Origin of the sequence: Bacteroides eggerthii (assembly GCF_025146565.1) — a bacterium.
GTDB classification, from domain to species: Bacteria; Bacteroidota; Bacteroidia; order Bacteroidales; family Bacteroidaceae; genus Bacteroides; species Bacteroides eggerthii.
Map to the genome: position 1 here is coordinate 3,615,018 of NZ_CP102258.1, position 26,573 is coordinate 3,641,590.

The 26,573-nt window shown below is 42.1% G+C and carries 16 protein-coding genes; 14 read left to right on the forward strand and 2 right to left on the reverse strand.

The window, feature by feature from the left end; genetic code table 11:
• The first annotated feature begins 395 nt into the window (after positions 1–395).
• The gene (locus tag NQ546_RS14945; RefSeq protein WP_004290232.1) at positions 396–1,910 is read left to right on the forward strand and encodes an SLC13 family permease; all 1,515 of its coding nucleotides are present in this window, start codon (positions 396–398) and stop codon (positions 1,908–1,910) included.
• Between the two features lie 202 nt (positions 1,911–2,112).
• Here NQ546_RS14945 and NQ546_RS14950 read toward each other — a convergent pair whose 3' ends face one another.
• Positions 2,113–2,907 carry a M48 family metallopeptidase gene (locus tag NQ546_RS14950; RefSeq protein ID WP_004290231.1) on the reverse strand — a complete coding sequence of 265 codons (795 nt, stop codon included), beginning with the start codon at positions 2,905–2,907 and terminating at the stop codon, positions 2,113–2,115.
• 479 nt (positions 2,908–3,386) lie between these two features.
• Here NQ546_RS14950 and NQ546_RS14955 point away from each other — a divergent pair, with 479 nt between their 5' ends.
• From NQ546_RS14955 to NQ546_RS15015, 13 genes are all read left to right on the forward strand, one after another.
• Positions 3,387–3,584 carry a hypothetical protein gene (locus NQ546_RS14955; RefSeq protein ID WP_259810622.1) on the forward strand — a complete coding sequence of 66 codons (198 nt, stop codon included), beginning with the start codon at positions 3,387–3,389 and terminating at the stop codon, positions 3,582–3,584.
• A gap of 166 nt (positions 3,585–3,750) precedes the next feature.
• Positions 3,751–7,746, forward strand: a complete 3,996-nt coding sequence (locus tag NQ546_RS14960; RefSeq protein ID WP_004290229.1) for a hybrid sensor histidine kinase/response regulator transcription factor — start codon at positions 3,751–3,753, stop codon at positions 7,744–7,746.
• 371 nt (positions 7,747–8,117) lie between these two features.
• A complete protein-coding gene (locus NQ546_RS14965; RefSeq protein WP_004290228.1) occupies positions 8,118–10,913 on the forward strand; it encodes a ligand-binding sensor domain-containing protein in 2,796 nt (931 codons plus the stop codon).
• Positions 10,914–11,065: 152 nt separating this feature from the next.
• Entirely contained in the window at positions 11,066–12,787 is a 1,722-nt protein-coding gene (locus NQ546_RS14970) for a family 43 glycosylhydrolase (protein ID WP_039953235.1), read from the forward strand.
• A gap of 12 nt (positions 12,788–12,799) precedes the next feature.
• Positions 12,800–14,149 (forward strand): glycoside hydrolase family 43 protein, encoded by a 1,350-nt coding sequence (locus NQ546_RS14975; protein ID WP_004290226.1) that lies wholly within the window; start codon positions 12,800–12,802, stop codon positions 14,147–14,149.
• Between the two features lie 22 nt (positions 14,150–14,171).
• Positions 14,172–15,530 (forward strand): glycoside hydrolase family 43 protein, encoded by a 1,359-nt coding sequence (locus tag NQ546_RS14980; RefSeq protein WP_039953234.1) that lies wholly within the window; start codon positions 14,172–14,174, stop codon positions 15,528–15,530.
• A gap of 26 nt (positions 15,531–15,556) precedes the next feature.
• Positions 15,557–17,638, forward strand: a complete 2,082-nt coding sequence (locus tag NQ546_RS14985; RefSeq protein WP_004290224.1) for a glycoside hydrolase family 43 protein — start codon at positions 15,557–15,559, stop codon at positions 17,636–17,638.
• A 279-nt stretch (positions 17,639–17,917) separates the two neighbouring features.
• Positions 17,918–18,952 (forward strand): phenylalanine--tRNA ligase subunit alpha, encoded by a 1,035-nt coding sequence (gene pheS, locus NQ546_RS14990; protein WP_004290223.1) that lies wholly within the window; start codon positions 17,918–17,920, stop codon positions 18,950–18,952.
• A gap of 143 nt (positions 18,953–19,095) precedes the next feature.
• The gene (locus NQ546_RS14995; RefSeq protein WP_004290222.1) at positions 19,096–20,292 is read left to right on the forward strand and encodes an MFS transporter; all 1,197 of its coding nucleotides are present in this window, start codon (positions 19,096–19,098) and stop codon (positions 20,290–20,292) included.
• Entirely contained in the window at positions 20,289–20,963 is a 675-nt protein-coding gene (nth, locus tag NQ546_RS15000; RefSeq protein ID WP_004290221.1) for an endonuclease III, read from the forward strand. The genes NQ546_RS14995 and nth overlap by 4 nt, the downstream gene beginning before the upstream one ends.
• Positions 20,964–21,051: 88 nt before the next feature.
• Entirely contained in the window at positions 21,052–22,311 is a 1,260-nt protein-coding gene (locus tag NQ546_RS15005; protein WP_029429295.1) for a phosphoglycerate kinase, read from the forward strand.
• Positions 22,312–22,387: 76 nt separating this feature from the next.
• Positions 22,388–23,413, forward strand: coding sequence for a porin (locus NQ546_RS15010; protein WP_004290219.1), 1,026 nt, complete (start codon positions 22,388–22,390; stop codon positions 23,411–23,413).
• 134 nt (positions 23,414–23,547) lie between these two features.
• The gene (locus NQ546_RS15015) at positions 23,548–25,743 is read left to right on the forward strand and encodes a tetratricopeptide repeat protein (protein ID WP_004290218.1); all 2,196 of its coding nucleotides are present in this window, start codon (positions 23,548–23,550) and stop codon (positions 25,741–25,743) included.
• Between the two features lie 209 nt (positions 25,744–25,952).
• On the opposite strand, the gene NQ546_RS15020 is transcribed toward NQ546_RS15015, so the two are convergent.
• On the reverse strand, positions 25,953–26,555 hold the full coding sequence (locus NQ546_RS15020) for a Maf-like protein (RefSeq protein WP_004290217.1): 603 nt from the start codon (positions 26,553–26,555) through the stop codon (positions 25,953–25,955).
• Positions 26,556–26,573 lie beyond the last annotated feature (18 nt).

Genomic DNA, 26,573 nt, shown 5'->3' on the forward strand with positions numbered 1-26,573 from the left:
TTCAATCTTACAGGTTAAAATCCTGAAATCCAGCCGGCCGAAATAATCTTGTACACAATGTTCACTCAGCTTCGCTACGTAATATGAAATCCTGAATAATACTCCCAGAAACCATATATTACTCCAGGAATGATGCTTAAAAAGAATGAATAAAAAGAAAGATTTCGCCCCTGTCAAAAGGGGCAAAGGTCATTTCTTTTGTAAGAGCCATGGCAAACTTGAATCTATGATTCATGATACACTATGCTGCCAATATAACCTTATATAAATAAGGTGTGACAAACACTTCCCAAAAGAATACAAGAAAAAACTTCATAATCGACCTGACCAGCCTATGAAATAAAATATTATCTTTGCGGACATTTTAGTATTCATCTTAATCATAATCTAATACTATGTATAAAATTTTTAGAGGCTTTCCATTGGTGGAGGCTTATCAAGATTTAAAAAAAGCCAAACGGTTGGCAGAGAACCAAGCTGTAGCCCGATGTATAAAGCTGGTTATAGCAATCACCATATCCCTTACCCTATGGTTGCTTCCAACTGAAGCATTTGGCATAAGTAATCTGACTATTATTGAACAGAGGCTGATTTCCATTTTCATTTTTGCCACACTGATGTGGGTTTTCGAAGCTGTCCCCGCATGGACCACGTCAGTCTTGATTGTAGTACTGCTCCTACTTACCGTTTCAGACAGCAGTTTGTGGCTGTTTGTACAAGGAATTCCGACAGAAGAGCTGGGACAAACGGTAAAATATAAATCCATCATGCATTGTTTTGCCGATCCCATTATCATGCTGTTCATAGGTGGGTTTATACTCGCTATTGCTGCGACTAAGAGCAATTTGGATGTATTACTGGCTCGTGTCATGCTGAAACCTTTCGGAACCCAGTCCCGTTATGTACTGCTGGGATTTATTCTTGTCACAGCGGTATTTTCAATGTTCCTCAGCAATACAGCTACAGCCGCCATGATGCTTACTTTCCTAACTCCTGTATTAAAGGTGCTTCCGGCAGACGGAAAGGGGAAAACAGGGTTGGCTATGGCAATTCCGGTTGCGGCCAATATAGGAGGGATGGGAACTCCCATAGGTACGCCACCCAATGCCATCGCTTTGAAATATCTGAATGATCCGGAAGGGTTGAACCTGAATATCGGTTTTGGAGAGTGGATGGGATTTATGCTGCCCTATACAATGATTGTGCTGTTCATTGCCTGGTTCATCCTACTGAAACTATTCCCTTTCAAACAGAAAAGCATTGAGCTGCAAATTGAAGGTGAAGCGAAGAGAGATTGGCGGTCAATTGTAGTATATATCACTTTTGCAATCACAGTACTGTTATGGATGTTTGACAAGTTTACAGGAGTAAACTCGAATGTAGTGGCTATGATTCCGGTAGCTGTATTCTGCATAACAGGAGTCATCACCAAAAGAGATCTGGAAGAAATCAGCTGGAGTGTTCTATGGATGGTTGCCGGTGGATTCGCATTGGGAGTAGCTTTACAGGAAACCGGACTAGCCAAACATATGATCGAATCCATTCCGTTCAATACATGGCCACCCGTATTGATGATTATCGGCTCCGGACTGATTTGTTATACAATGGCAAACTTTATTTCACATACGGCTACTGCCGCACTGCTTGTTCCAATTCTGGCCATAGCCGGTAGCAGCATGCGTGAAAATCTGTCCGCATTAGGCGGTGTAGAGACATTACTGATAGGTGTGGCAATAGGCTCGTCACTGGCTATGATATTACCCATCAGTACCCCTCCCAACGCATTGGCACATGCTACGGGCATGATACAGCAGAAAGACATGGAAAAGGTAGGAATAATCATGGGAATTGTCGGACTGATACTGGGATACACAATGCTGATTATACTCGGATCACACAAAATGTTATAAAAACTCTCTACAATTAAAGGGCTGTCTTTATGACAGCCCTTTAATTGTAGTTTATCCAGTAATACGAACGCACGCTAAATACGACATTCTAGTTTTCCATGTTTGGCAAACAAATTAATCAGATTCTCCACTGATATACATCACCCGAAAGACACAGATACTATACCGGAGAAAAAGTTATAGCATTATTCTCTTTCATCATTTAGGCAGCAGGGCGTACAATACCGTCTTCTTCGCAACGTTTCTGCATGTGCTTGATACGCTTTTGTGTCTCCGGATGCGAGGAAAACATCTTTTGAATGTAACTTTGTTTACTGCCGGAATCGCCTTCAAGGTTCATTAGCTTTTCAAAAGACATGACGATACCCCACGGATTCCTTCCTTGTGCTACAAGAAAGTCATATCCACAGTCATCCGCCTCATTCTCTTGTTGCTGTGAGAACTTTGCATTCATAAGCGATTGTCCCAAAGAACCAAGTTGAGATTCGGTAAGGGCTACCACCTTACCGCTGGTAGATGCCACCACATCTTTGAGGGCCCCTGTGAGAAGTTCGTTTTTGAAAGCGTTTTTAGAATGACGTTTGAGTACATGCCCGATTTCGTGACCGATAATGCCAAGCAACTCATCATCATTCATGATATCCATAAGTGAAGAAAATACACGTACACTTCCGTCAGGACACGCAAAAGCATTGATATCAGTTACATGATATACTTTGAAATTCAAAGGAATACCATCGGCATCAGTAATACCTTCAGTAAGTTTCCTGAGGCGCTGCACGTAAGGATTATCTTCGGGCAACACAGGATTATGTTCATCCATCCAGTCCACAGACTCCTTAACGTACTCAGCCATCTGTTCATCCGTAAGAGTAAACGCTTTTACGGCTTTTGCTGCTCCACCTATAGCTTTCTTTATGTTGAACTGTGCATAGGTCGGGGTGACAATGATAAAAAATATCATTACCACGAAAATTTTAAAAACCACTTTTTTCATATAATTTATAATTTTATATTTTTGCTATTGCAAAAATATAAAATTATAAGAATTTGAATATAATCATGAAAATAAAAAAAAGCCGACGTAATATTTTTATCATTACGCTCATCATTCTCCTTATATGTCTAGCCACAGGAGCTTATTCACTATCGCAATATACACTTATCCACCCCATTACGCCAATAATGTGCTTTTCTGTATTGTCCCTGCTTTCAGGTATTTTCTTTTATAAAGCAAAAATATGGATATGGATAACAGGCTCAGCGCAATTTCTCCCGAACGCCCTATGTCACTTTTTCTGTACATGTATCATCAGCTTGTCGTTGTTTTACATTTGCAATTACACTTTCGCCAACGATGAAGAAGGAAGCATAAGAAAGACTATTGTAGAGGAGAAATATAAAAAAGTGCATCACAAGTCACGTCGCATAGGGAGAAATCGTTATACCCAAGGAGAAGCATACAATGTGTATTATATGAAAGTAAAGTTAGGCAATGAACATATAAAAGAACTTCAAATAGAACAGAAAAGATATGCACAGCTACACGAAGGAGATACTGTGCCGCTATTCGTGTCCAAAGGGCTATTCAACATTTTTGTAATAAAATACAACCATATATCGAAATATACCAATGAAAGCAGTTACAGAAATCAATTCAAAAAACAGCATTAACCGCGTAACAAAAGGTGCATATTTGGATGCGCCATGCTTTGGCCTTGTGAAATTTAGAAGACGAACGGACACCCCCTTGACGAAACATTAGTATACATGATTATTTATCTATTTAATGGTATTTTAATCAACATTTTATAATTTTGCGGTACATATCGAATTATATATGAAAACGCTTTTGAATACCGAACGGATTTTACTTCTTGTTATTTTCCTTATTAGTGGTACTGTAAGTAAGGGGCATGTTTATAAGTATATAGGCTTGGAAGATGGTCTAAACAATCAGAAAATATATCATATCCAGAAAGACCAGCGAGGATATATGTGGTTTCTGACCCAAGAAGGAGTAGACCGTTATGATGGAAAACATATTAAACACTACAATTTTTCAGATGACAGTATGAAACTGGATTCGAGAATTGCCTTGAATTGGCTCTATATGGACACTGGAAATGTATTATGGATAATCGGTCAAAAAGGTCGTATTTTCAAATATGATTCGCAGCATGATAAATTTAAACTAGTTTACGCACATCCGGAACTGATCAGAAATAAGTCGCAAGCATTCCTGAACCACGCATATTTGGATAAGAATGATAGAATCTGGCTATGCTGTAAAGATAGCATTACATGGTATGATATTCATACCGGAACGACTCTACATATACCGACGCCGGTCAACGGTGAAATAGCCACCATTGAACAGACAGACGACAACCATTTCTTTATCGGTACAGGAAGCGGGCTGTTTCGCGTCCGGGCAGAAAAGACTGCGCTAAAGCAGGTGGCTGACGAAGCTGTGAAAAATATTGATACACCAATACATGAACTCTATTATCATGCCGTTTCAAAACAACTATTTATAGGGAACTATAAAGAAGGAATACTTGTATATGATATAGGGAAAACAGGAAAAGTCATCCCCTGCCAATCACCCAATAATGTAGAGGTAAACCAAATCGTTGCATTGAACCCTCATGAACTTCTAGTAGCCACTGGCGGGAAAGGTGTATACAAATTAGATGTGGACACATATATGAGTGAACCCTATATAACAGCTGATTATAGCAGTTATAACGGAATGAACGGAAACAATATCAATGACATTTATGTGGATGAAGAGGAACGCATCTGGCTTGCCAATTATCCTACCGGTATTACAATCCGCAACAACCGTTATAGGAGTTACGACCTGATAAGACATTCTCTCGGAAACAACCATTCACTGGCGAACGATCAAGTTCATGATGTAATGGAGGACAGTGATGGTGACCTCTGGTTTGCAACCAGTAATGGTATCAGCCTTTATCAGACGGACACCAAAGAATGGCATTCCTTCTTCAGTTCCTTTGACCCGATACCAGATGATAAGAATCATATATTCTTAACACTCTGTGAAGTTTCTCCCGGTGTCATATGGGCCGGTGGTTTTACGTCAGATATATGTAGAATAGAAAAGAAGAAAGGATTTAACATAAGCTATCTATCTCCTACCACTATTGCAGGGGTACGTCCAGACCAATATATATATGACATCAAAAAAGATTCGAACGGTGATATTTGGTCCGGTGGATATTACCATTTGAAGCGCATCAATCTTGAGAACAAAAGTGTACGTTTATATCCAGGAGTAACTTCTATTACCACTATTCAGGAAAAAGACACCCGGCAAATGTGGATTGGGACAAGAATGGGACTCTACCAGCTTGACAAGGAATCGGGAATTTATCAATACGTTGACTTGCCTATTGAATCTCCTTATATATGCGCATTGTACCAAAGAGACGACGGTATCTTATATATCGGCACTCGTGGAGCCGGACTGCTTGTATATGACATCAATAAAAAGAAGTTTATCCACCAATATCGTACAGAAAACTGTGCACTGATTTCCGACAATATCTATACAATTCTTCCACGCCAAAACGGGAGTTTGCTCATGGGTACAGAAAACGGAATCACCATTTACTCACCCAAAGCACACTCTTTCCGCAATTGGACAAGGGAACAAGGCTTGATGAGCGTCAATTTTAATGCCGGCTCTGCTACCACCTACAGTAAAAACGCACTTGTTTTTGGTGGCAATGACGGTGCAGTCAGGTTTCCAACAGACATAGAGATACCAGAACCGCATTACTCGCGTTTGTTACTGCGCGATTTCATGATAGCCTATCATCCCGTATATCCGGGTGATGACGGTTCTCCGCTGGAAAAGGATATTGACGAAACTGACCGGCTAAAACTGACCTACGGACAAAACTCCTTTTCCCTTGACGTAGCCTCCATTAATTATGATTACCCTTCCAACATTCTGTATTCATGGAAAATTGACGGCTTTCATAAAGAATGGAGCCGTCCTAGCCAAGACAACAGGATTATTGTAAGAAATCTGCCTCCCGGCAATTATACGCTACAGATTCGCGCCATATCCAATGAAGAAAAATATAAGACTTATGAGACAAGAAATATTCAGATTATCATAACGCCTCCAGCATGGGCCAGTATATGGGCTATGGCAGGATACGTGCTCTTGCTGGTACTGGTCACGAGTATCATATTCCGTATCATCATGCTACACAAGCAAAAGAAGGTTTCGGATGAAAAAACACGCTTTTTCATTAATACAGCCCACGACATACGCACACCGCTCACATTAATAAAGGCTCCACTGGAAGAAGTTATAGAAAACCATATGGTAACAGAGCAGGCACTACCGCATATAAATATAGCTCTCAAAAATGTAAATGCATTGCTCCAACTGACGACCAACCTGATAAATTTCGAACGAATAGATATCTACTCTTCCACACTTTATGTTTCCGAATATGAACTGAACTCCTACATGAACAATGTTTGCGCCACTTTCCGCAAATATGCCGAGATGAAACATGTCAGGTTTGTTTATGAAAGCAATTTTGACTATCTAAATGTGTGGTTTGACAGTGACAAGATGGGATCTATTCTAAAGAATATCCTGTCAAATGCATTGAAATATACCCCTGAAGGCGGTAGCGTACACATTTATGCCTGCGAAGAAGGAAATTCTTGGAGTATCGAAGTGAGAGATACCGGAATCGGTATTCCCTCATGTGAACAAAAAAAATTGTTCAAGAATTATTTTCGAGGAAGTAATGTCATTAACCTAAAAGTAACAGGTAGTGGAATCGGACTGATGCTGGTATACAAACTGGTTAAATTACATAAAGGCAGGATTCAAATTCAGAGTACTGAACATCAAGGTACATGTGTACAAATTACTTTCCCGAAAGGAAATAGTCATCTCCATAAAGCAAAATTTATTTCTCCTAAGACTTTGGATGAACATCCGGAGACTATCATACCCAGTAAAGATACTTCAGAAGCACCATTCATGGAAATATCTCAAGAAAGCAGTTCTTTACAACGTATCCTGATAGTAGAGGACAATGATGATTTACGCAATTATCTTGTTGATATGTTTAAAGCAGGATATAATATCCAGTCCTGCCCCAATGGAAAAGAGGCATTGATCATAATACGGGAATTTAATCCGGATCTCGTCATATCCGACATAATGATGCCCGAAATGACCGGAGATGAACTCTGCTCAATTATAAAAGGAAATCTTGAGGTGTCTCATATTCCGGTCCTTTTACTGACCGCACTGGGTGATGAGAAAAACATGCTCGAAGGATTGAAAACCGGAGCAGACGCCTACATCATCAAACCTTTCAGTGTGGGAATACTCAAGGCAACGGTTAAGAATATACTTGCAAATCGTGCTCTGCTCCGTCTGGTTTATAACAGCATCGAAGACAAAGAGCAGAGCCTTCCGACTAATTGCACCAATACTTTAGATTGGAAATTCATAGCCTCTGTCAAGGAATGTATAGAGAACAACATGGGAAACTCGGACTTCAATGTAGATATACTCAGTAGTCAGCACCACATGAGCCGTACAAGTTTTTTCAATAAATTAAAGGCATTGACCGGCTATGCTCCGGCTGATTACATCCGGATGATACGTTTGCAACATGCTGCAAAACTACTGAAACAAGGTGAATATACAATAACGGAGATTGCTGACATGATTGGATTTTCGGACGCTAAATACTTTCGTGAGGTATTTAAGAAATATTACAATGTAAGTCCAAGCCAGTTTAATAAAAATCCAGAAAATTGACGGGGGATTTTTACGATAAACAGAACGTTGAATTTTGGAGACGACTTGCTTTTTTAACAAATTGATACCATACGACTCTCCTGTTTGAGAACTCCGGGACTTTCCAAAATCGGGGATACCTGTTCTAATCGTTTCTTATGCATATCTGACAGCTTTTTAAATAACTATTCGGATTAATATAGCAAAACATCCACTGGCATATTGCATAGTAACTTATAAATCAATATCTTTGTTGTGTAAATAGTATCAAAGCTCGCTGTTTTATCAAACATAGTAAACTGATAATCAACAACATTTCAACACAAACAATATCAAAATGATCGGTTCAAACTTAATACGATCCATTTGCTTTATTAAATGAAAGCTTCCTCATGGAAAAGATTCGAACTATATTAAAGGCCCAAATCAGTCTACTGACATTCATCTTACTTTTCATAAGTTTGAATTCTTTCTCAGCCAATGTCAAGTTTTACAACATCAGTGATATTTATGGCATAACATCAGGAGAAGCATTTTCTGTCTGTAAAGATCAATATGGTTTTATTTGGGCTTCTACTAAAACAGGGGTTTTGAGAGTTACCGAAGGCGATTGCCGCAATTATGAACTGCCTTGCAAAACCACTGATTTTGTATTCGTAAAGTTGACTTACGGCAATTCACAACTATTCTCATACACCAATAATAGTCAGATATTTCATTACGATGAAGTCACTGACCGTTTCCTTTTTCTGACAGACCTACGGGAAAAAACCGGCAACAGTCACATCACCATAGGAACCATCGTTACAGATAAAAAAGGTAACCTTTGGATTGCCTCTTCAACAGGTCTGTTCAAATACGAAAACAATATACTAACAAAAATCACACAAACGGAAGAAGAGATAAAGCATCTCACCTTCTATGATAAAAATCATTTGTTTTATATAACATCAACAGGTATCTCATTGCTGGATATATCAACATCAAAAAGTCGCCTTATCTACCCCAACGATACAAAAGATTTCCGCCAGATAGCCAGCCTATACTATGACGAACAACTAAACCGTCTATGGATCGGTACCGGAGCCGCCGGACTTTTTTATTATGATATAATTAAAAAAACTCTATCACCCATACCACTAAAGGGCTTTCCCAAACAACCAATTCTTGCCATAAAAAAAGATATCAACAATACTCTTTTGATTGGTATTGATGGTCAAGGAATATGGAATATCAGCGAAAAAGGAGATAAACTTCTCAATATTTATAAAGAAGACCTAAATAACCCCTTTTCACTTCGAGGTGATGGAGTATACGACATTTTCTGTGATAAATCCCGAAACTGGGTAGCTACATACACCGGTAAATTATCTTTTTTTGAAAACGTAAACTCACAGATTACCCCCATTGCATATCAGATTAATAACCCGAACTCTTTAGGAAACAACTATGTCAACAAGATTATGGAAGATCATGAAGGGCATATATGGTTTGCTACAAACAACGGTCTAAGCCGATGGAATCCGGTATCCAATAAGTGGAATCATTACTATCAGAACAAATCAGAGCAAGCAAAGGTCTTTTTGACTTTATGCGAAGACAGTCAAGGGCGAATTTGGGCGGGCAGTTATTCTTCCGGCGTCTACCTGCTGGACAGAAAAACCGGACAAACACTTCAACACTATTCTTCTAAAACTCATACTCCCGGCTTTTCAGGAGATTTTATCTTTGACTGTTTTGTGGATGAAGAAGGAGATGTGTGGATTGGCGGCAACCAGAATCTATCCTGCTATCGGATAAAAGAAAATTGTTTCCAGGAATACCCAATCCAACCAGTCAGCTCATTTGCCGAACTCTCTGCGGGAAAATTATTGCTCACAACCTCACGAGGTTTATTTTTGCTGGATAAAAATCATGGAACGATAGAGACCTTAGTTGAAGGCAGTTTGGCACAAGATATAGTAATAAACAACAATACGATATGGGTTGCGACTTGTAGAGACGGACTGATAAAATATGATTATGATAAGCGGCAAACAGAACGACTCACCACAGAATCGGGACTGACATCCAACTATGTAAACAGCATCTTATTGGATAACGGTTTCTTATGGATCGGTACGGAAAATGGTTTATGCAGGCTCAACATATTGAACAATGCAATCCGGTCGTATACTTCCGTCTACTCACTTTCAAACACAACTTTCTGCGTCAACTCCTGTACAAAGCTGAAGAATGGCAAACTGATTTGGGGAACCAATAACGGTGCAATCATGTTTGCCCCGGAACTGATTCATGAAACTCGTCCCCAAGGAAACATTTTTTTCCAAAATATCACTGTAAGCGGCCGTTCCATACGTACGATTCCCCATTTATTGAAAAATATTCCCGTCAATCAACAAAAGACACTATCACTGAACTATACTCAAAACAATTTCATGTTAGAACTCTTACCAACAGGAGGTTCTACCAGAAACATGAAATTCTCATGGCTATTAGAAGGATTGGATACAGACTGGAGTCGCCCCTCGGAACTTCATTTTATCAACTATACCAATCTTCCCGGTGGAGACTTCAAACTGCATATTAGAATGTATGACGGTTCGCTATCACAAATCATAGATGAGCGTAGCCTGAATATACATATTACACCTCCCTTTTGGAATACCTGGTGGTTTGCAACTCTTATAAGCCTATGTATCGTCAGTTATATTATTTACGCCTTCAAAAGTTACTCGAACCGCCTAAAACGAAAAAGTACCAATGACAGGCTTATTGCTGATGCAGCCCAAATACTGATGCAAGAAGAAATGCAACAAAGCGAATCAGGTTCTTGCAAAGAAAAATCCATACTCCAAAGCAAACCTAAAAGTAAGCCGAACGATCCCTTTGTAAACAAGGCGATAGCTGTCATTAATGAAAACATCGCCAACTATGAATTTGGAAAAGAAGAATTTGCTGCCGCAATGAACGTCAGTTCCTCACTCTTATACAAAAGAATCAAAGCATTGACAGATCAATCGCCATCCGACTTTATCAAAACGGTACGCATGAACCATGCACTCAAACTTCTGCAATCCGGCCAGTATACAGTAACCGAAGTCAGTGAACTTTCCGGTTTTTCCAGTCTCAGCATCTTCAGTCGTGCTTTTAAAAAGCACTTTGGGAAAACACCTACCGAGATATAAGAAAATCGTCATACCCCATCCAAACCTCCTTATAGAGGCCTTTCTTACCTGAATTGCAAAATAAAATATCTGAAAAGGGAAGTCTGTTTTCTATTCCTACCCTACATTTGCAGACAGAACTTTTTAGATCATCAACATTATGAAAAACTAAAATGAAAGCAATGAACAAGTACTACATTCTACTATTATTTTCCGTTCTTTTAACAGCATGCGAAAAAACGAATAACTGTTTTAAAACGATTTGCAATCCCGTCAATTTAAGTTATCGTTTCTCGCTAGATTCACCTTCCTGGCGTGAAGCCGCAGATCCAAGTATGATAAAATTCAAAGATGAATATTACCTATTCTTGTCTAAATCCGGTGGTTACTTTCATTCAACAGACCTCATACACTGGAACCTAATAACTACTGACGATCTTCCTATTGAGAAATATGCCCCTACCGTCATGGAAATGAATGGAGAGATCTATTTCACAGCATCCATAGCAACCAACAAAATATATAAAAGCCGCGATCCTAAATCGGGGAAGTGGGAATTGGTAACCGACCAGTTCCCTTATATCTTGGCGGATCCAATGTTATTTTACGACTCGGATAATGATAAGGTTTATCTATACTACGGTTCCGGTGCAGCTACTCCTATGATGGGAATGGAACTGGACAAGAACTCCTTTATGCCCAAAGGAGAAGCCACTCCCCTATTCTACAGTAATGCCGAAAAATACGGATGGGAAGTATCCGGAGATTATAATACCAATTATAAACACACCAGCTGGCTTGAAGGAGCATGGATGAACAAATACAAAGGAAAATACTATCTCCAATATGCAGTACCCGGTACGGAATTTAAAAGTTACAGCAACGGAGTTTATGTATCAGAGCACCCATTAGGCCCGTTTACCTTACTCCGACACAATCCTTTCTCCTATAAGCCTGAGGGTTTTGTCAATGGAATCGGGCATGGAAGCACATTTCAGGACATACATGGGAACTATTGGAACATCGGTACATCTACCATCTCCAAGAGACACATGTTCGAAAGACGAGTTTCATTATACCCTGTCTTTTTTGATAAGGACGGCGATGCTTATGCATACACCGCATGGGGGGACTATCCGATGATTGTTCCAGACAAGAAAGTATCCTCTCCGCAAGACTTATTCCCTGAATGGATGCTCTTATCATATAAAAAAGAAGTGGAAACATCATCTACACTGGAAGGATATCCCGCAGCAAATGCCGTAAATGAAGATATAAGGACATGGTGGAGTGCGAAAACCGCTGATAAAGGAGAATTCATGACGGTTGATTTGGGACAGAATTCCAAAATATATGCCATTCAAATTAACTTCGCCGATCAAGATGCTATGATATCCGGAAAAGTAGATTCCACCTTTTATCAATACAGAATAGAAGACTCCCAAGACGGCATTACGTGGAATACGACAGTAGACAAATCGGAGAACAAGGTAGAAGCTCCTAATGACTATATCCAATTGGACAAACCGGTTAACGCCAGATATGTCCGTATAACCAATATCTATTTCCCCTCCGGCAAATTTTCGATTTCCGGATTAAGAGTATTTGGAAAAGTAGACAAACCGCTTCCGGCTGTCGCCCAATTCACACAGCTGGTCAGAAGCAACGACAATCGCAGAACAATAGAATTGACCTGGAATGAAGTGAACGATGCTACCGGATACAACATCCGATTCGGTACAGATAAGGACAAGTTATATCATAATTATCTGGTATATCAAACTAATAAAGTCTCTATAAACATTCTGAACGCAGACCAGACCTACTATTTTACAATTGACAGTTTCAATGAAGCAGGAGTCACGAAAGGAAAAGAAATCAAAATCGTTCAATAAATATATTATATCATGAAAAAGAAATTAGCTCTATTTTTAGGATTAGTTCCATTCTTGGCAGCAGCCCAAAACCCGATCATCCAAACCAAATACACAGCCGATCCTGCCCCCATGGTACATAATGACACATTATTCCTTTATGTAGGATGCGATGAGAAAGATGCTCCTCACAATGCATATCTGATGAGAGAATACCGTCTGTACACCACAACCGACATGGTGAACTGGACAGACTGTGGAGCACCACTAAGGACAAGTGATTTCAAATGGTCGGCCGGAGATGCCAGTGCCGCACAATGCATAGAACGGAACGGCAAATTCTACTGGTATATATCCTCACAAAATAAATTCAGTCCGGGTTCATCAATTGGTGTAGCTGTTGCCGAAAGTCCCTACGGTCCTTTTAAAGACGCATTAGGAAAAGCTTTGGTAACCAACAATATGACTACCGCCGCCAAACACTCTTGGGATGATCTTGATCCGACGGTCTTTATCGACAGTAACAAACAGGCATACTTATATTGGGGTAACGGAGTTTGCTATCAAGCCAAGCTGAATAAAGACATGATATCCCTGAACGGCCCGATAACAGCACTCGACATCAAAGATAAAACAGCCTTTTTCGGAAAGTTCACAGAAGCTCCCTGGGTATATAAGCGAAACAACCTATATTATATGATTTATGCCGCCGAATTTCCGGAGTCTATACATTATTCTACGGGACAAACAGCAGAAGGCCCTTGGAAAGCCGAAGGAGTGGTAATGCCATTAGAGAAAGGAAGTAATACCAACCATCCCGGCATAATAGACTATAAAGGCAATTCTTACTTCTTTTACCATAATGACGCGCTCCCCGAAGGACACAGCTATTGCAGATCGGTATGCGTGGAGCAATTTACATACAATCCGGACGGAACCATACCACAACTGCACATGACCGATGAAGGCATTAAAAAAGGAGTAGGCACACTCAATCCTTACAAACGGACAGAGGCCGAAACCATAGCATGGGCACAAGGAGTCGTTTCAGCTACCGATAAAGAAACAGGTGTGTATATAACCTCTATCCACAACACCGACTACATCAAAGTGCGTGATGTAGACTTCGGCTCCAAAGGCGCCTCCCAATTTACAGCTTCTGCATCCAGCAGGTACCATGGTGGAGAGATAGAACTAAGAATCGATTCACTTGAAGGAGATGTAATCGGAAGCTTAAAAATCCCCTATACCGGAGAATGGAATAATTGGGAGCAACATTCTACCAACGTGAAAACAACTAAAGGAGTCCACGATTTATATCTTATTTTTAAAGGCAGAACTCCTCACGAACTTTTCAACTTCGATTATTGGATGTTTAAATAAATCAAACAAAAAACAGCAACTTATGAGTAAGAACCTTTTTCTAAGTATTTGCCTAGGGATATGCTCTCTTCCGGCAATGGCACAAAATCCTATTGTGCAGACCATGTACACTGCCGACCCGGCACCGCTGGTACACAACGACGTACTTTATCTCTATACCAGTCACGATGAAGATGCATCCACCTGGTTTGTTATGAACGACTGGAAACTATACACCACTACCGACATGGTGAACTGGACCGATCATGGCGCTGTACTCTCCTACAAGACGTTCAGTTGGGCAAAAGGAGACGCTTGGGCCATGCAATGTGTGGAAAGAGATGGGAAATTCTATGCGTACGTACCCGTAACATCACGCGCAACCAATAGCGCTGCAATTGGCGTAGCAGTATCCGACAGTCCTTACGGACCTTTTATCGACCCATTGGGAAAGCCGTTAGTGCAAAGTAAGAAAGGAGATATTGACCCTACCGTATTCATTGATGATGATGGACAGGCATATCTTTACTGGGGAAATCCATTCTGCTATTACGTAAAGTTGAATGAAGATATGATCTCTTATGAAGGAGATATCGTACGCGTTCCAATGACGGAAGAAGCATTTGGCAAACGGGAAGGCAACATAAAAGAACGACCGACATTATATGAAGAGGGACCTTGGCTGTATAAACGCAATGACCTTTATTATTTACTGTGGGCAGGCGGCCCTATTTCCGAGCATCTTGGCTATTCAACCAGCAAAAGCCCTCTCGGTCCCTGGAAATACGGTGGAGTGCTTATGCCTACGGAAGGGAGAAGTTTCACCAACCACCCCGGAATTGTGGACTATAAAGGAAATACATATTTATTCTATCACAGCGGAGCGCTTCCCGGAGGTTCCGGTTTCACACGCTCAGTATGTGTAGAGCAGGTAGAATTCAACAAAAACGGTTCCATCAAACCTCTGAAAATGACAGAAGGCATCCAGCAAGGGCTCACCACCCTAAATCCGTACCGAAAGACAGAAGCAGAAACCATAGCATTTTCCGAAGGGGTAAAAGCTGCACAGAATACAGAGGTAGGAGTATTTGTCAATGCCATGCACAACAATGCATATACCAAAGTTAAAAACGTCAATTTCCGCGATTACGGCCCCAGTAAATTTACGGCGAGAGTAGGAACCACACACAATGGCGGCGTGACCATGGAAATCCGACTCGACAGTCCGCAAGGACAACTGTTGGGAACGACAAGAGTGCCGCTGACCGGAGGCGATGACAGATGGGCATTGGTGACCACCGAAACAGCTAAAGTCACAGGAGTGCATGACCTGTATTTCATCTTCAAAGGAGAAAAGCCCGGCAGAATAATGTATTTTGACTATTGGATGTTTTCTAAGTAAACTCTTAAATTAATCTATCAACTATCATGAAACATCTATTTTCTATTATACTCGGATTGCTGTCATTCTGCCAGTTACAGGCCCAATCGTGGACAGCCGACAACGGTAACGGAACCTTCACCAACCCTCTATTCTACGACGAGTTCACTGACCCAGACCTGATACGCGTGGGAACAGACTTTTACATGGTGGCCAGTTCCATGCATGCCATGCCGGGACTACCGCTGTTACGTTCCAAAGATTTGGTCAATTGGGAGTTTGTGACGTACATCTTTGACAGACTTGATTTAGGACCGGACTTCCACTTGGAAGGCGACAAAGGTATCTACGGAAACGGAATATGGGCTCCTGCCATTCGCTATCACAAAGGTACTTTCTATGTATTCGTCAATGTAAACGACCATGGTTTACAAGTGTTTTCCGCCAAAGACCCTGCCGGTCCCTGGATACATAAAAACATGGGTGGCAGAATTTACGATTTGGGAATACTGTTTGACGATGACGACAAAATATATGCCGTACATGGTTACGACGAGGTACGGCTGATTCAGCTTAAGCCCGATTTCAGCGGCTATGTGGAAGGGAGTGAGAAGGTTATTATCCCTAAAGGCAACGCTATGGGAGAAGGACATCATTTCTACAAGATAAACGGGAAATACTATATCATCAGTGCAGACTACGCGCCCGTAGGCCGCATGCAATGTGCTCGCGCCGACAAGCCGGAAGGCCCTTACGAAACAGCCGTTATCAGTAACCGCGAAACAATGGGCACACAACGCGGATGGTGGTCGAACGAGTTTGGTTTTTGGTCCGATATTCCCAATGAAGGAGACAAAATAACATTCACCGCCCCGAATCCGGACGCTTACTATGCCGTACCACTACATCAAGGCGGAATTGTGGACTTGCCAAATGGTGAATGGTGGGGCGTTTCGATGATGGACGTTAAATCCGTCGGACGTTTGACTTTCCTTTCTCCGGTAACATGGAAAAACGGTTGGCCGTTTTTCGGGATAGAGAATAATCTGGGACGTTCGCCCCGCACATGGTTCAAACCGAATGTAGGGATTGAAACAACGCCCCATACTACTTACGAGCGTAATGATGATTTCTCCGGAAAGGAGCTGAAACCCATTTGGCAATGGAACCACTACCCCGTAGAAAAAAAGTGGACGTTAAAAAACGGAACATTACGTTTGCACACAATGCCGGCAAAGAGTTTTATGCATGCCAAAAATTCATTAACACAACGGGCTGTCGGACCTGAATCAAATGCAATTGTGGAACTGAACACAAAATCACTGAAAAAAGGTGATGTAGCCGGATTGGCTTTACTGAATGTTCCCTATTATTGGGTCGGAGTTTTACGCACCGGAAAGGGAAATATTATCCGCTTTTACGACTTGGTTAAGAACATAAAAATCGATGAGCCCATTTCAACAGAAAAGGTATATTTCCGCGCCGAAGGAGATTTCGATAATGATTTGGCAAAACTGAGTTACAGCACTGATGGCACAAACTTCAAGGCAATGGGAACTAATTTACGTTTAGGCTATCAAATGAAAACTTTCCAGGGAGTGAGATTTGCCTTGTTTGCCTACAACACAGAGGGAAAAGATGGAGGATATGCCGAATTCGACAACTTCAAAATCGAGGAGCCGCTTGCTGACCGGTCCACCAATCTTCCTATCGGGAAAGTGATTACTCTCAAGAATTTAGCGAATAATACTTTTACATGGACAAACTCCCGCCGCATATTGCGCAGTGCAGATGTCAATAGCAATGAATACGATCCGAAAGGCAGCCAATTCAGAATTCATGACCGCGGAAAAGGTCGTGTAGCTTTAGAAGCAATGGATGGAAGCGGCTTCCTGACCGTTACAGGTGAAGGCCTTTCAGGGGATGTACGTCTAACGGACAAGGAAAGCGATGCCAGCCTATTCATGTGGCAGGATATGCTTCGCAATCAGTGTATGTTGCTGTCACTCAAGACCAATCGCTATATAGGTATAGATATACTTACCGGTGAACCCTATTCGGCAGACTGGCCCGGTTCAAATACTACACGAACCAACGGAGTGGTTTTTGAATGGAGTGTTGTACAATAGCCAAGGCTCTCAAATCCATCCCACGAGATAAATAAATCCATCCCACGAGACAAAATAATTCATCTCGTGGGACAAATAAATCCGTTCCACGAGACGAATATTTTCATCCCATGGGACGGATTTTTCCGTTCTTTGAGGTCAGGCGCAAAGATACGCAAACATTCAGAGGAGGCGGTTCGGGTTAATTAAAAATAATATGCAGTGATTGAAGGTAGAACAACGATAAAATTGTATCTTTGCACCGTTTTATGCATTTAAGGAATAAATAACAACAACGATATGATAGCTAAAATCAATGAGCTTCTGCAAGAAGTAGAAGCACTGAAAGCCGCTAATGCCGAGGAACTGGAAGCACTACGCATCAAATACCTCAGCAAGAAAGGAGCCATCAATGAACTGATGGCCGACTTCCGCAACGTACCTGCCGAACTCAAAAAAGAAGTAGGTATGCGTCTGAACGAGCTCAAAAACAAAGCGCAGGAAAAGATCAGCACCCTGAAAGAGCAGTTTGAAAGCCAGGACAACGGTTGTGATGATCTCGACCTCACCCGTTCGGCCTATCCCGTAAAATTGGGAACACGTCATCCGCTCAGCATCGTTAAAAACGAAATTATCGATATTTTTGCCCGTATGGGTTTCAACATCGCCGACGGTCCGGAAGTGGAAGATGACTGGCACGTATTCTCTGCCATGAACTTTGCCGAAGATCATCCCGCACGCGATATGCAGGATACTTTCTTCATCGAAAACAATGCAGAGAACGTATCACACAACATCATCCTGCGTACCCACACATCCAGCGTGCAAAGTCGCGTGATGGAAACTACCAAACCGCCTATTCGTGTGCTTTGTCCGGGACGTGTATACCGTAACGAAGCAATCAGCTATCGTGCGCATGCATTTTTCCACCAGGTAGAAGCATTGTTTATAGACCGTAACGTATCATTCACCGATCTGAAACAAGCCCTGCTGCTTTTTGCTCAAGAGATGTTCGGAAAGGACACTAAGATCCGTCTCCGTCCCTCATATTTTCCGTTTACGGAGCCAAGTGCCGAAATGGATATCAGTTGTAATATCTGCGGTGGAAAAGGATGCCCTTTCTGTAAAGGAACAGGTTGGGTTGAAATCTTGGGATGCGGTATGGTCGACCCCAATGTATTGGAATTAAACGGCATTGACAGTAAGGTGTACAGCGGCTATGCCTTAGGTATGGGTATAGAACGTATCGCCAATCTGAAATATCGTGTGAACGACTTACGACTGTTCTCTGAAAATGACACACGCTTCCTGAAAGAATTTGAAGCGGCTTATTAATACAGAACATTCTTATTTCTATATCAAAGATCAAAAGTATATCTCTGCCATTCTTCACTTATAATCTGAATGGCAGAGATAACTATCCGGCAATTAACGGTTTTAAGACAGCCTTATTATCAATCTTATTAAATTTTCACCCAATGAAAGATAGGCTCGTAACTCCCAGCTATTGCTTTATTCTCGCAGCTAACTTTCTGCTGTATTTCGGTTTTTGGCTACTGATACCCGTATTGCCTTTCTATCTGTCCGAGGTGTTCAGCACCAGCAATTCCACTATCGGCATCATTCTCTCCTGCTATACGGTAGCAGCCTTATGTATCCGTCCTTTCTCCGGCTATTTGCTGGACAGCTTTGCCCGTAAGCCTTTGTATCTGTTGGCTTACTTCATCTTCATGGCAATGTTTGCAGGATATATCATTGCCGGTTCGCTGGCGCTATTCATTCTGTTCCGCATTATACATGGCGTATCATTCGGCATGGTAACTGTGGGCGGGAATACGGTAGTCATCGACATTATGCCCTCGTCAAGACGCGGAGAAGGTTTGGGGTATTACGGACTTTCCAATAACATAGCAATGGCAGTAGGGCCAATGTCCGGCTTATTCCTGCACGATGCCGGCATGAGTTATACAAGTATTTTCTGCTGTTCGTTAGGTTCCTGCATAGCCGGACTTATCTGCGCCTCACTGGTAAAGACCCCATACAAGCCACCTGTAAAACGCGAACCCATTTCGCTCGATCGCTTTATTTTGCTGAAAGGTATTCCTGCCGGAATCAGCCTGCTTTTATTATCCATTCCCTATGGAATGACCACCAATTATGTTGCCATGTATGCCAAAGAAATCGGCATCAACGCAACTACCGGCTTCTTCTTCACTTTCATGGCAGTAGGTATGGCTATCTCACGCATCTTTTCCGGTAAGATCGTAGACAGAGGAAAAATAACTCAGGTCATTTCGGCAGGACTGTACATTGTTGTATTCAGCTTCTTCCTGCTCTCCTCATGTGCCTACATCATCAGCTGGAACGGCATGGCGTGCAGCATAATCTTCTTTACCGTAGCACTGCTGCTTGGAATAGGTTTTGGCATTATGTTTCCGGCCTACAACACATTGTTCGTAAACCTCGCTCCCAACAGCCAACGGGGTACGGCAACTTCAACTTACCTTACCTCATGGGATGTAGGCATAGGTATCGGTATGCTGACAGGCGGATACATCGCAGAAGTCAGCACTTTCGATAAGGCTTATCTTTTCGGAGCATGCCTGACGATTATCTCCATGCTTTACTTCAACGGCAAAGTTGCCCCTCATTATCATAAAAACAAACTACGATGAGAAAGAAAGAACGTTATGAAAAGATACTCGCTTGGTTCAGGGCGAACCGCCCGATAGCAGAGACCGAGCTGCATTATGACAATCCGTTTGAACTGTTGATAGCGGTAATTCTCTCCGCCCAATGTACAGACAAACGGGTCAATATGATAACCCCCGCCCTCTACCGGGACTTCCCTACTCCCGAGGCACTTGCAGCCACCACACCTGAAGTAGTGTATGAATATATACGCAGTGTATCCTACCCCAACAACAAAGCCAAACACCTTGTAGGCATGGCCAAAATGCTGGTGAAAGATTTCAACAGCCAGGTGCCCGACACATTGGAGGAACTCGTAAAGCTGCCCGGTGTGGGACGAAAAACGGCAAACGTCATCCAATCGGTGGTTTTCAATAAAGCAGCTATGGCAGTAGATACCCATGTGTTCCGCGTCAGCCACCGCTTAGGGCTGGTGTCCGACAAATGCACCACTCCGTTCAGCGTAGAAAAAGAGCTGGTTAAACACATTCCGGAAGCAGAAATTCCCATTGCCCATCATTGGCTCATCCTGCATGGACGCTATATATGTCAAGCGCGTACGCCTCAATGTGACAACTGCGGTTTGCAATTGATGTGCAAATACTACTGCCAGAAGTATAAAGTTAGTAAAGAGAACAATGAAGAGAAAGAATAAATAATGATTTCATAGCAAAAAAAAGAAATAAATACTAACTTTGCCGTCACAAAAATAAAATGATAACACTTTTAAATAAAAATAGAGTATTATGACAATTGATCAATTTAACTTTGCCGGAAAAAAGGCATTCGTTCGCGTGGACTTCAATGTGCCCTTGGACGAAAACTTCAACATTACAGACGATACCCGTATGCGTGCCGCTCTTCCTACACTGAAGAAGATTTTGGCTGACGGAGGCAGTATTATTATCGGTTCTCACCTTGGCCGTCCGAAAGGCGCAACTGATAAGTTCTCTTTGAAGCACATTTTGAAGCATTTGTCAGACCTGCTGGGTGTTGAGGTACAGTTTGCTAACGACTGCATGGGCGAAGAGGCCGCTGTTAAGGCAGCTGCTCTGCAACCGGGTGAAGTGCTGTTGCTCGAAAACCTTCGTTTCTATGCCGAAGAAGAAGGCAAACCGCGCGGTTTGGCTGAAGATGCAACAGACGAAGAAAAAGCAGCTGCCAAGAAAGCTGTTAAGGAAAGCCAGAAAGACTTTACCAAGAAATTGGCTTCTTATGCAGACTGCTACGTGAATGACGCATTCGGTACTGCCCATCGTGCACACGCTTCTACGGCATTGATCGCTAAATACTTCGACAAAGACAACAAGATGTTCGGCTATCTGATGGAAAAAGAAGTGAAAGCAGTAGACAAAGTGTTGAATGATATCCAACGTCCGTTCACAGCTATCATGGGTGGTTCCAAAGTATCTTCCAAAATCGAAATCATCGAGAACCTGCTGAACAAAGTGGACAACCTGATTATCACCGGCGGTATGACTTACACTTTTACCAAAGCTCAAGGTGGTAAAATCGGTCTCTCTATCTGCGAAGACGATAAGTTGGATTTGGCTCTCGACTTGCTGAAGAAGGCAAAAGAAAAAGGCGTGAACCTTGTATTGGCAGTAGATGCCAAGATTGCCGACTCATTCTCCAATGACGCCAACACTAAGTTCTGCAAAGTAAACGAAATACCCGACGGTTGGGAAGGTCTGGATATAGGTCCTGAAACCGAAAAGATTTTCGCTGAAGTTATTAAGAACTCCAAGACTATCCTTTGGAACGGTCCTACAGGCGTATTTGAATTTGAAAACTTCACTCATGGTTCGCGTTCGGTAGGTGAAGCTATCGTAGAAGCAACCAAAAACGGCGCCTTCTCACTCGTAGGTGGTGGTGACTCTGTTGCTTGCGTCAACAAATTCGGTTTGGCAAGCGGCGTTTCTTACGTTTCTACCGGTGGCGGTGCATTGCTCGAAGCAATCGAAGGTAAAGTACTTCCGGGTATTGCTGCTATCAACGAATAAAAAAAATCTAATCCATACAAAAGGCAGCTCTTTGAAAAAAGGGTTGCTTTTTTTTTAAACTATATATTTCACACACATGAAACGCATTCTACTATCTTGCCTTCTTATTCTCTTCATATACACTTTAAAAGCCCAGGATACACATCTGAATGATGTAGTGAACACACTGAAAGAACGCATCAGCCTGGCAGGTTACGCCCAAGTGGGATACACCTATGATGACGCCGGCGAAAAAGCCAGCAACACTTTCGACATCAAGCGAGTGATATTCATGGCACGTGGAAAGATTACCGATAAATGGTCGTGCTACTTCATGTATAGCTTTGCCAATACCGGAAAGATACTGGAAGCCTATACGGAATATCAGTTCCTGCCCCAACTCACTGCCCGCATCGGACAGTTCAAAACGATGTATACTATCGAAAATCCTATGTCTCCCTGTTTTGTAGAACTGATAAACTGTTATTCACAGGCTGTCAACTATCTGGCAGGTATCAACGGAAGCGATCCCCTATATGGTTCAAACAGCGGTCGTGATATGGGAATACTTATTTATGGTGACCTTTTCAAGAAAAAGCTGAGCTATAACTTTGCAGTTATGAATGGACAAGGCATCAACCTGAAAGACAAAAACAATCAAAAAGATATAGTAGGCAGTTTAATGGTTCATCCGCTTGACTGGCTGTCAGTGGGTGGTTCGTTCATCAAAGGTAAGGGATGTGCAGTTGCCGCATCTTCCATCAATCCGGATATAGCCGCAGGCGATAGCTACACACGTAACCGCTGGTCGGCAGGCGCTACTATCCAAACAAAGCCTGTCAGTTTGCGTACTGAATACCTCGCCGGTAAGGACGGACACATAAAGAGTGACGGATACTATGCAACCGCCTCCATACATGTACTCCCTAAGTTTGACATTGTAGCATCCTACGACTACTTCAATAAGGACAAAGCACAGGATTACAAACAAAATAATTATGTAGCCGGCGTACAATGGTGGTTCTATCCCAAATGCCGTTTGCAAGCACAATATACCTACTGCGATCCCCATAAAGGAGATAGTTCCAATCTGCTACAAGCACAGTTACAGGTTCGCTTCTGAACAAGGTCTGTCCCTTTAGCTACGGAATGGAACGACAATTCTTTTAAGTCCTGAAGATGGTTAGAAGTAACCGGAATATTTTGGCATCCTTTTTGTATATTTGTAGGGTATAATCACTTAACGAATACAATCTTATGAATGAGCAAGCCATACAAGAGCAATATCAACATATAGTCAGCCTACTGGAACAGAAGCGTTTGAAGGAAGCTCAGATACAACTGGAAGCCTTTCTATGGAAATGCAAAGACTGGACTCTTCATAGCCGTTTGGAACAGGCCAAAGTGTCCTACCAATATATGTTGCAGTACATGCGCCAGGGCATAAACGATCCGGAACGACAGAAGTTGTACCGACAGCTTCTGGCTGAAACCTGGGAACTTGCCGAACAGACACGTATCAGTTTGCTTGATGAAAGCTCTACTCGTTATTACCACGCACTCCACAAGAACAAAAAGAATATGGCTGCCGGCTACGGTATGTCTTCCTGGCTGAAAGTGCTGGAATCTTTCCCCGATGATATGGCCGTTTGCCAACTTATGCCGGACAACAAACAAAGTTTGGACGGTGCATTGCAGCGGCATGAAGAGACAGCCCAATATCTGTTCCTTACCACATGGGGAAACAGCAGCTGGAGTGCAGAAGAGGAAGTTGAGGCCAAAATGTATCTGAACTCCGAGTTACTGCCGGCAAATGACTTATGCTTACTTACGGGAGCCATTCTGCTCAGTTTAATGGAATGTTTTGACCCGCGCAAATTCTCATGGTTACTGGACGCTGTTACACATGCCGACACACAAGTCAACCAGCGCGCTTTAGTAGTTATTGCCATTGTGTTGCATATACACTCCAACCGTCTGTGGCTATATCCCGAATTGGAAACAAGACTATCGCTTCTTAATGAGGACGGCAGTTTCGGTAAGCAATTAAACCGAATATATATCCAGTTGCTCCGCAGCCAAGAGACGGAAAAGATAGATAAGAAAATGCGTGAAGAAATCATCCCGGAGATGATGAAGAATGTATCTATCATGCGCAACATGAAATACGGTTTCGAAGAAAACATTGAGGAAAACGACCGCAACCCGGATTGGGAAAAAGCATTCGAAGAATCGGGACTGGGCGATAAGATACGTGAGATGAACGAGCTGCAACTGGAAGGAGCAGACGTATATATGAGCACATTCGCCCAACTCAAGAGCTATCCGTTCTTTCAGAATCCACACAACTGGTTCTATCCGTTTGACATGCAACACTCCAGCATTATACGGGAATTCGGCCTGAAACCGACAGGAGAAAATGCCATTCTGTCCCTGATATTACAATCAGGCTTTTTCTGTAACAGCGATAAATATTCATTGTGTTTCACCATGGCGCATATTCCGCAGGCCCAACGCAATATGATGCTAAGTCAAATGACGTCACAGGACTTGAATGAGTTAATGGATCAAAGCAAGTCTTCCGGTCTGAGACAGTATGCACAACGTCCGGACGTTATCAGTAACCAATACATACATGACCTATACCGTTTTTTCAAGCTAAGCCAGCGGCGTCATGAGTTCCGCGATATTTTCAAGGAAGAAATAGCCTTGCATCGCATCCCGGCACTAAAAAGTATTTTATACAAACCGGAATTACTGGTCACCATAGCCGATTTTCATTTCCATAAGGAACATCCGGCAGAAGCATTGAACATTTACAAAGAAGTGACAGACATGAATTATGCCAATGCTGATATTTTTCAAAAGACCGGTTACTGTCTGCAAAAAGAGAAACGCTACAAAGAAGCCATCAGCGCTTACCGAAAAGCAGACGTACTGAAACCCGATCATGTATGGACTATCCGCCATCTCGCCACTTGTCATCGCCAGTTACGCGATTTTGCAGCTGCATTGGAATATTACAAAAAGGTAGAAGCAATACAACCGGAAAATAAGAACGTCATATTCTTCATCGGTAGTTGTCTGGCAGAACTGGAACGTTATGAAGAAGCCTTGCAAAGTTTCTTCAAACTGGATCTCATGGAAAACGACTGCATCAAGGCATGGCGTGCAATAGGCTGGTGCTCATTCGTCAGTGGGAAATTTGAACAAGCCATGAGATATTATGACAAAGTACTCGCCCTGAAACCAATTGCCACCGATTATCTCAATGCAGGACATGTGGCATTGGGATTAGGAAACATAGGGAAAGCTGCTGAATTATATGGAAAAGCCACCGCAGAAAGCGGCAATCGGGAAGTTTTCCTTGAGATGTTCAATAAAGACAAAGAAACCCTTATTAAGCTGGGCATAGACGAGAAAGATATTCCATTGATAAGAGACTTGGCTTAGGAAGGTGTGTCAAAACTAACATTAACTATCATTTTACTCTGTCATCAGAACCTCTTCTGTCTTTTTTTATTAAGGTATAGTCAGAGCGAAGCGAAGAATCTACTCTCTGTGTGAGTAGGAGAAGAGATGCTTCACTACGTTCTGCATGACAGACTATACATTAGCGTAAGAAATAAAAGATATTTTGAGCGAAGCTAATGATAGGCTTGTCAGAGTTTTGACAACCTCCCTTCAATCAAACAAAGCTCTTTATAAAGCCGTTGTACCGGCAGCCCCATAATGTTATAATAGCTACCCGATATATTCTCTACTCCAATAAAGCCAATCCACTCTTGTACACCATAAGCTCCTGCTTTATCCATGGGTTGGAACTTATCTACGTAGTAAATAATTTCTTCTTCACTCAACTTAGAGAAACGCACTTCCGTCTGGGCTGAAAAACTCCGCTGCCATTCTGTCGTAGTAATACAAACACCGGTAAACACTTCATGAGTGCGACCGGACATGTCACGCAACATACATAAAGCATCTTCCCTATCCTTTGGCTTTCCCAGTACCTTGCCATCCAACCAAACAATAGTATCGGCAGTTATCATCAGTTCGCCCGACTGCAACATATTCCGATAGGCATTCGCTTTTTCTTTTGCTATATAGAGAGGGATATCCGCTCCTCGTAATGTATCAGGATACGACTCATCCACATCCGGCAACGTACGTATTTCATAGTCAACTCCAAGCCCGGACAGCAATTCTTTTCGACGCGGAGAGTTGGAAGCAAGTATCACTTTATATTTCTTGAGATTATCTAACATGACGCTAATATGAGTTAT

Bases quoted from the DNA above. Each gene is read 5' to 3' on its own strand.
- NQ546_RS14945 (WP_004290232.1), top strand. From the start codon at position 396: ATGTATAAAATTTTTAGAGGCTTTCCATTGGTGGAGGCTTATCAAGAT.
- NQ546_RS14950 (WP_004290231.1), bottom strand. From the start codon at position 2,907: ATGAAAAAAGTGGTTTTTAAAATTTTCGTGGTAATGATATTTTTTATC.
- NQ546_RS14955 (WP_259810622.1), top strand. From the start codon at position 3,387: ATGAAAGTAAAGTTAGGCAATGAACATATAAAAGAACTTCAAATAGAA.
- NQ546_RS14960 (WP_004290229.1), top strand. From the start codon at position 3,751: ATGAAAACGCTTTTGAATACCGAACGGATTTTACTTCTTGTTATTTTC.
- NQ546_RS14965 (WP_004290228.1), top strand. From the start codon at position 8,118: ATGGAAAAGATTCGAACTATATTAAAGGCCCAAATCAGTCTACTGACA.
- NQ546_RS14970 (WP_039953235.1), top strand. From the start codon at position 11,066: ATGAAAGCAATGAACAAGTACTACATTCTACTATTATTTTCCGTTCTT.
- NQ546_RS14975 (WP_004290226.1), top strand. From the start codon at position 12,800: ATGAAAAAGAAATTAGCTCTATTTTTAGGATTAGTTCCATTCTTGGCA.
- NQ546_RS14980 (WP_039953234.1), top strand. From the start codon at position 14,172: ATGAGTAAGAACCTTTTTCTAAGTATTTGCCTAGGGATATGCTCTCTT.
- NQ546_RS14985 (WP_004290224.1), top strand. From the start codon at position 15,557: ATGAAACATCTATTTTCTATTATACTCGGATTGCTGTCATTCTGCCAG.
- pheS (WP_004290223.1), top strand. From the start codon at position 17,918: ATGATAGCTAAAATCAATGAGCTTCTGCAAGAAGTAGAAGCACTGAAA.
- NQ546_RS14995 (WP_004290222.1), top strand. From the start codon at position 19,096: ATGAAAGATAGGCTCGTAACTCCCAGCTATTGCTTTATTCTCGCAGCT.
- nth (WP_004290221.1), top strand. From the start codon at position 20,289: ATGAGAAAGAAAGAACGTTATGAAAAGATACTCGCTTGGTTCAGGGCG.
- NQ546_RS15010 (WP_004290219.1), top strand. From the start codon at position 22,388: ATGAAACGCATTCTACTATCTTGCCTTCTTATTCTCTTCATATACACT.
- NQ546_RS15015 (WP_004290218.1), top strand. From the start codon at position 23,548: ATGAATGAGCAAGCCATACAAGAGCAATATCAACATATAGTCAGCCTA.
- NQ546_RS15020 (WP_004290217.1), bottom strand. From the start codon at position 26,555: ATGTTAGATAATCTCAAGAAATATAAAGTGATACTTGCTTCCAACTCT.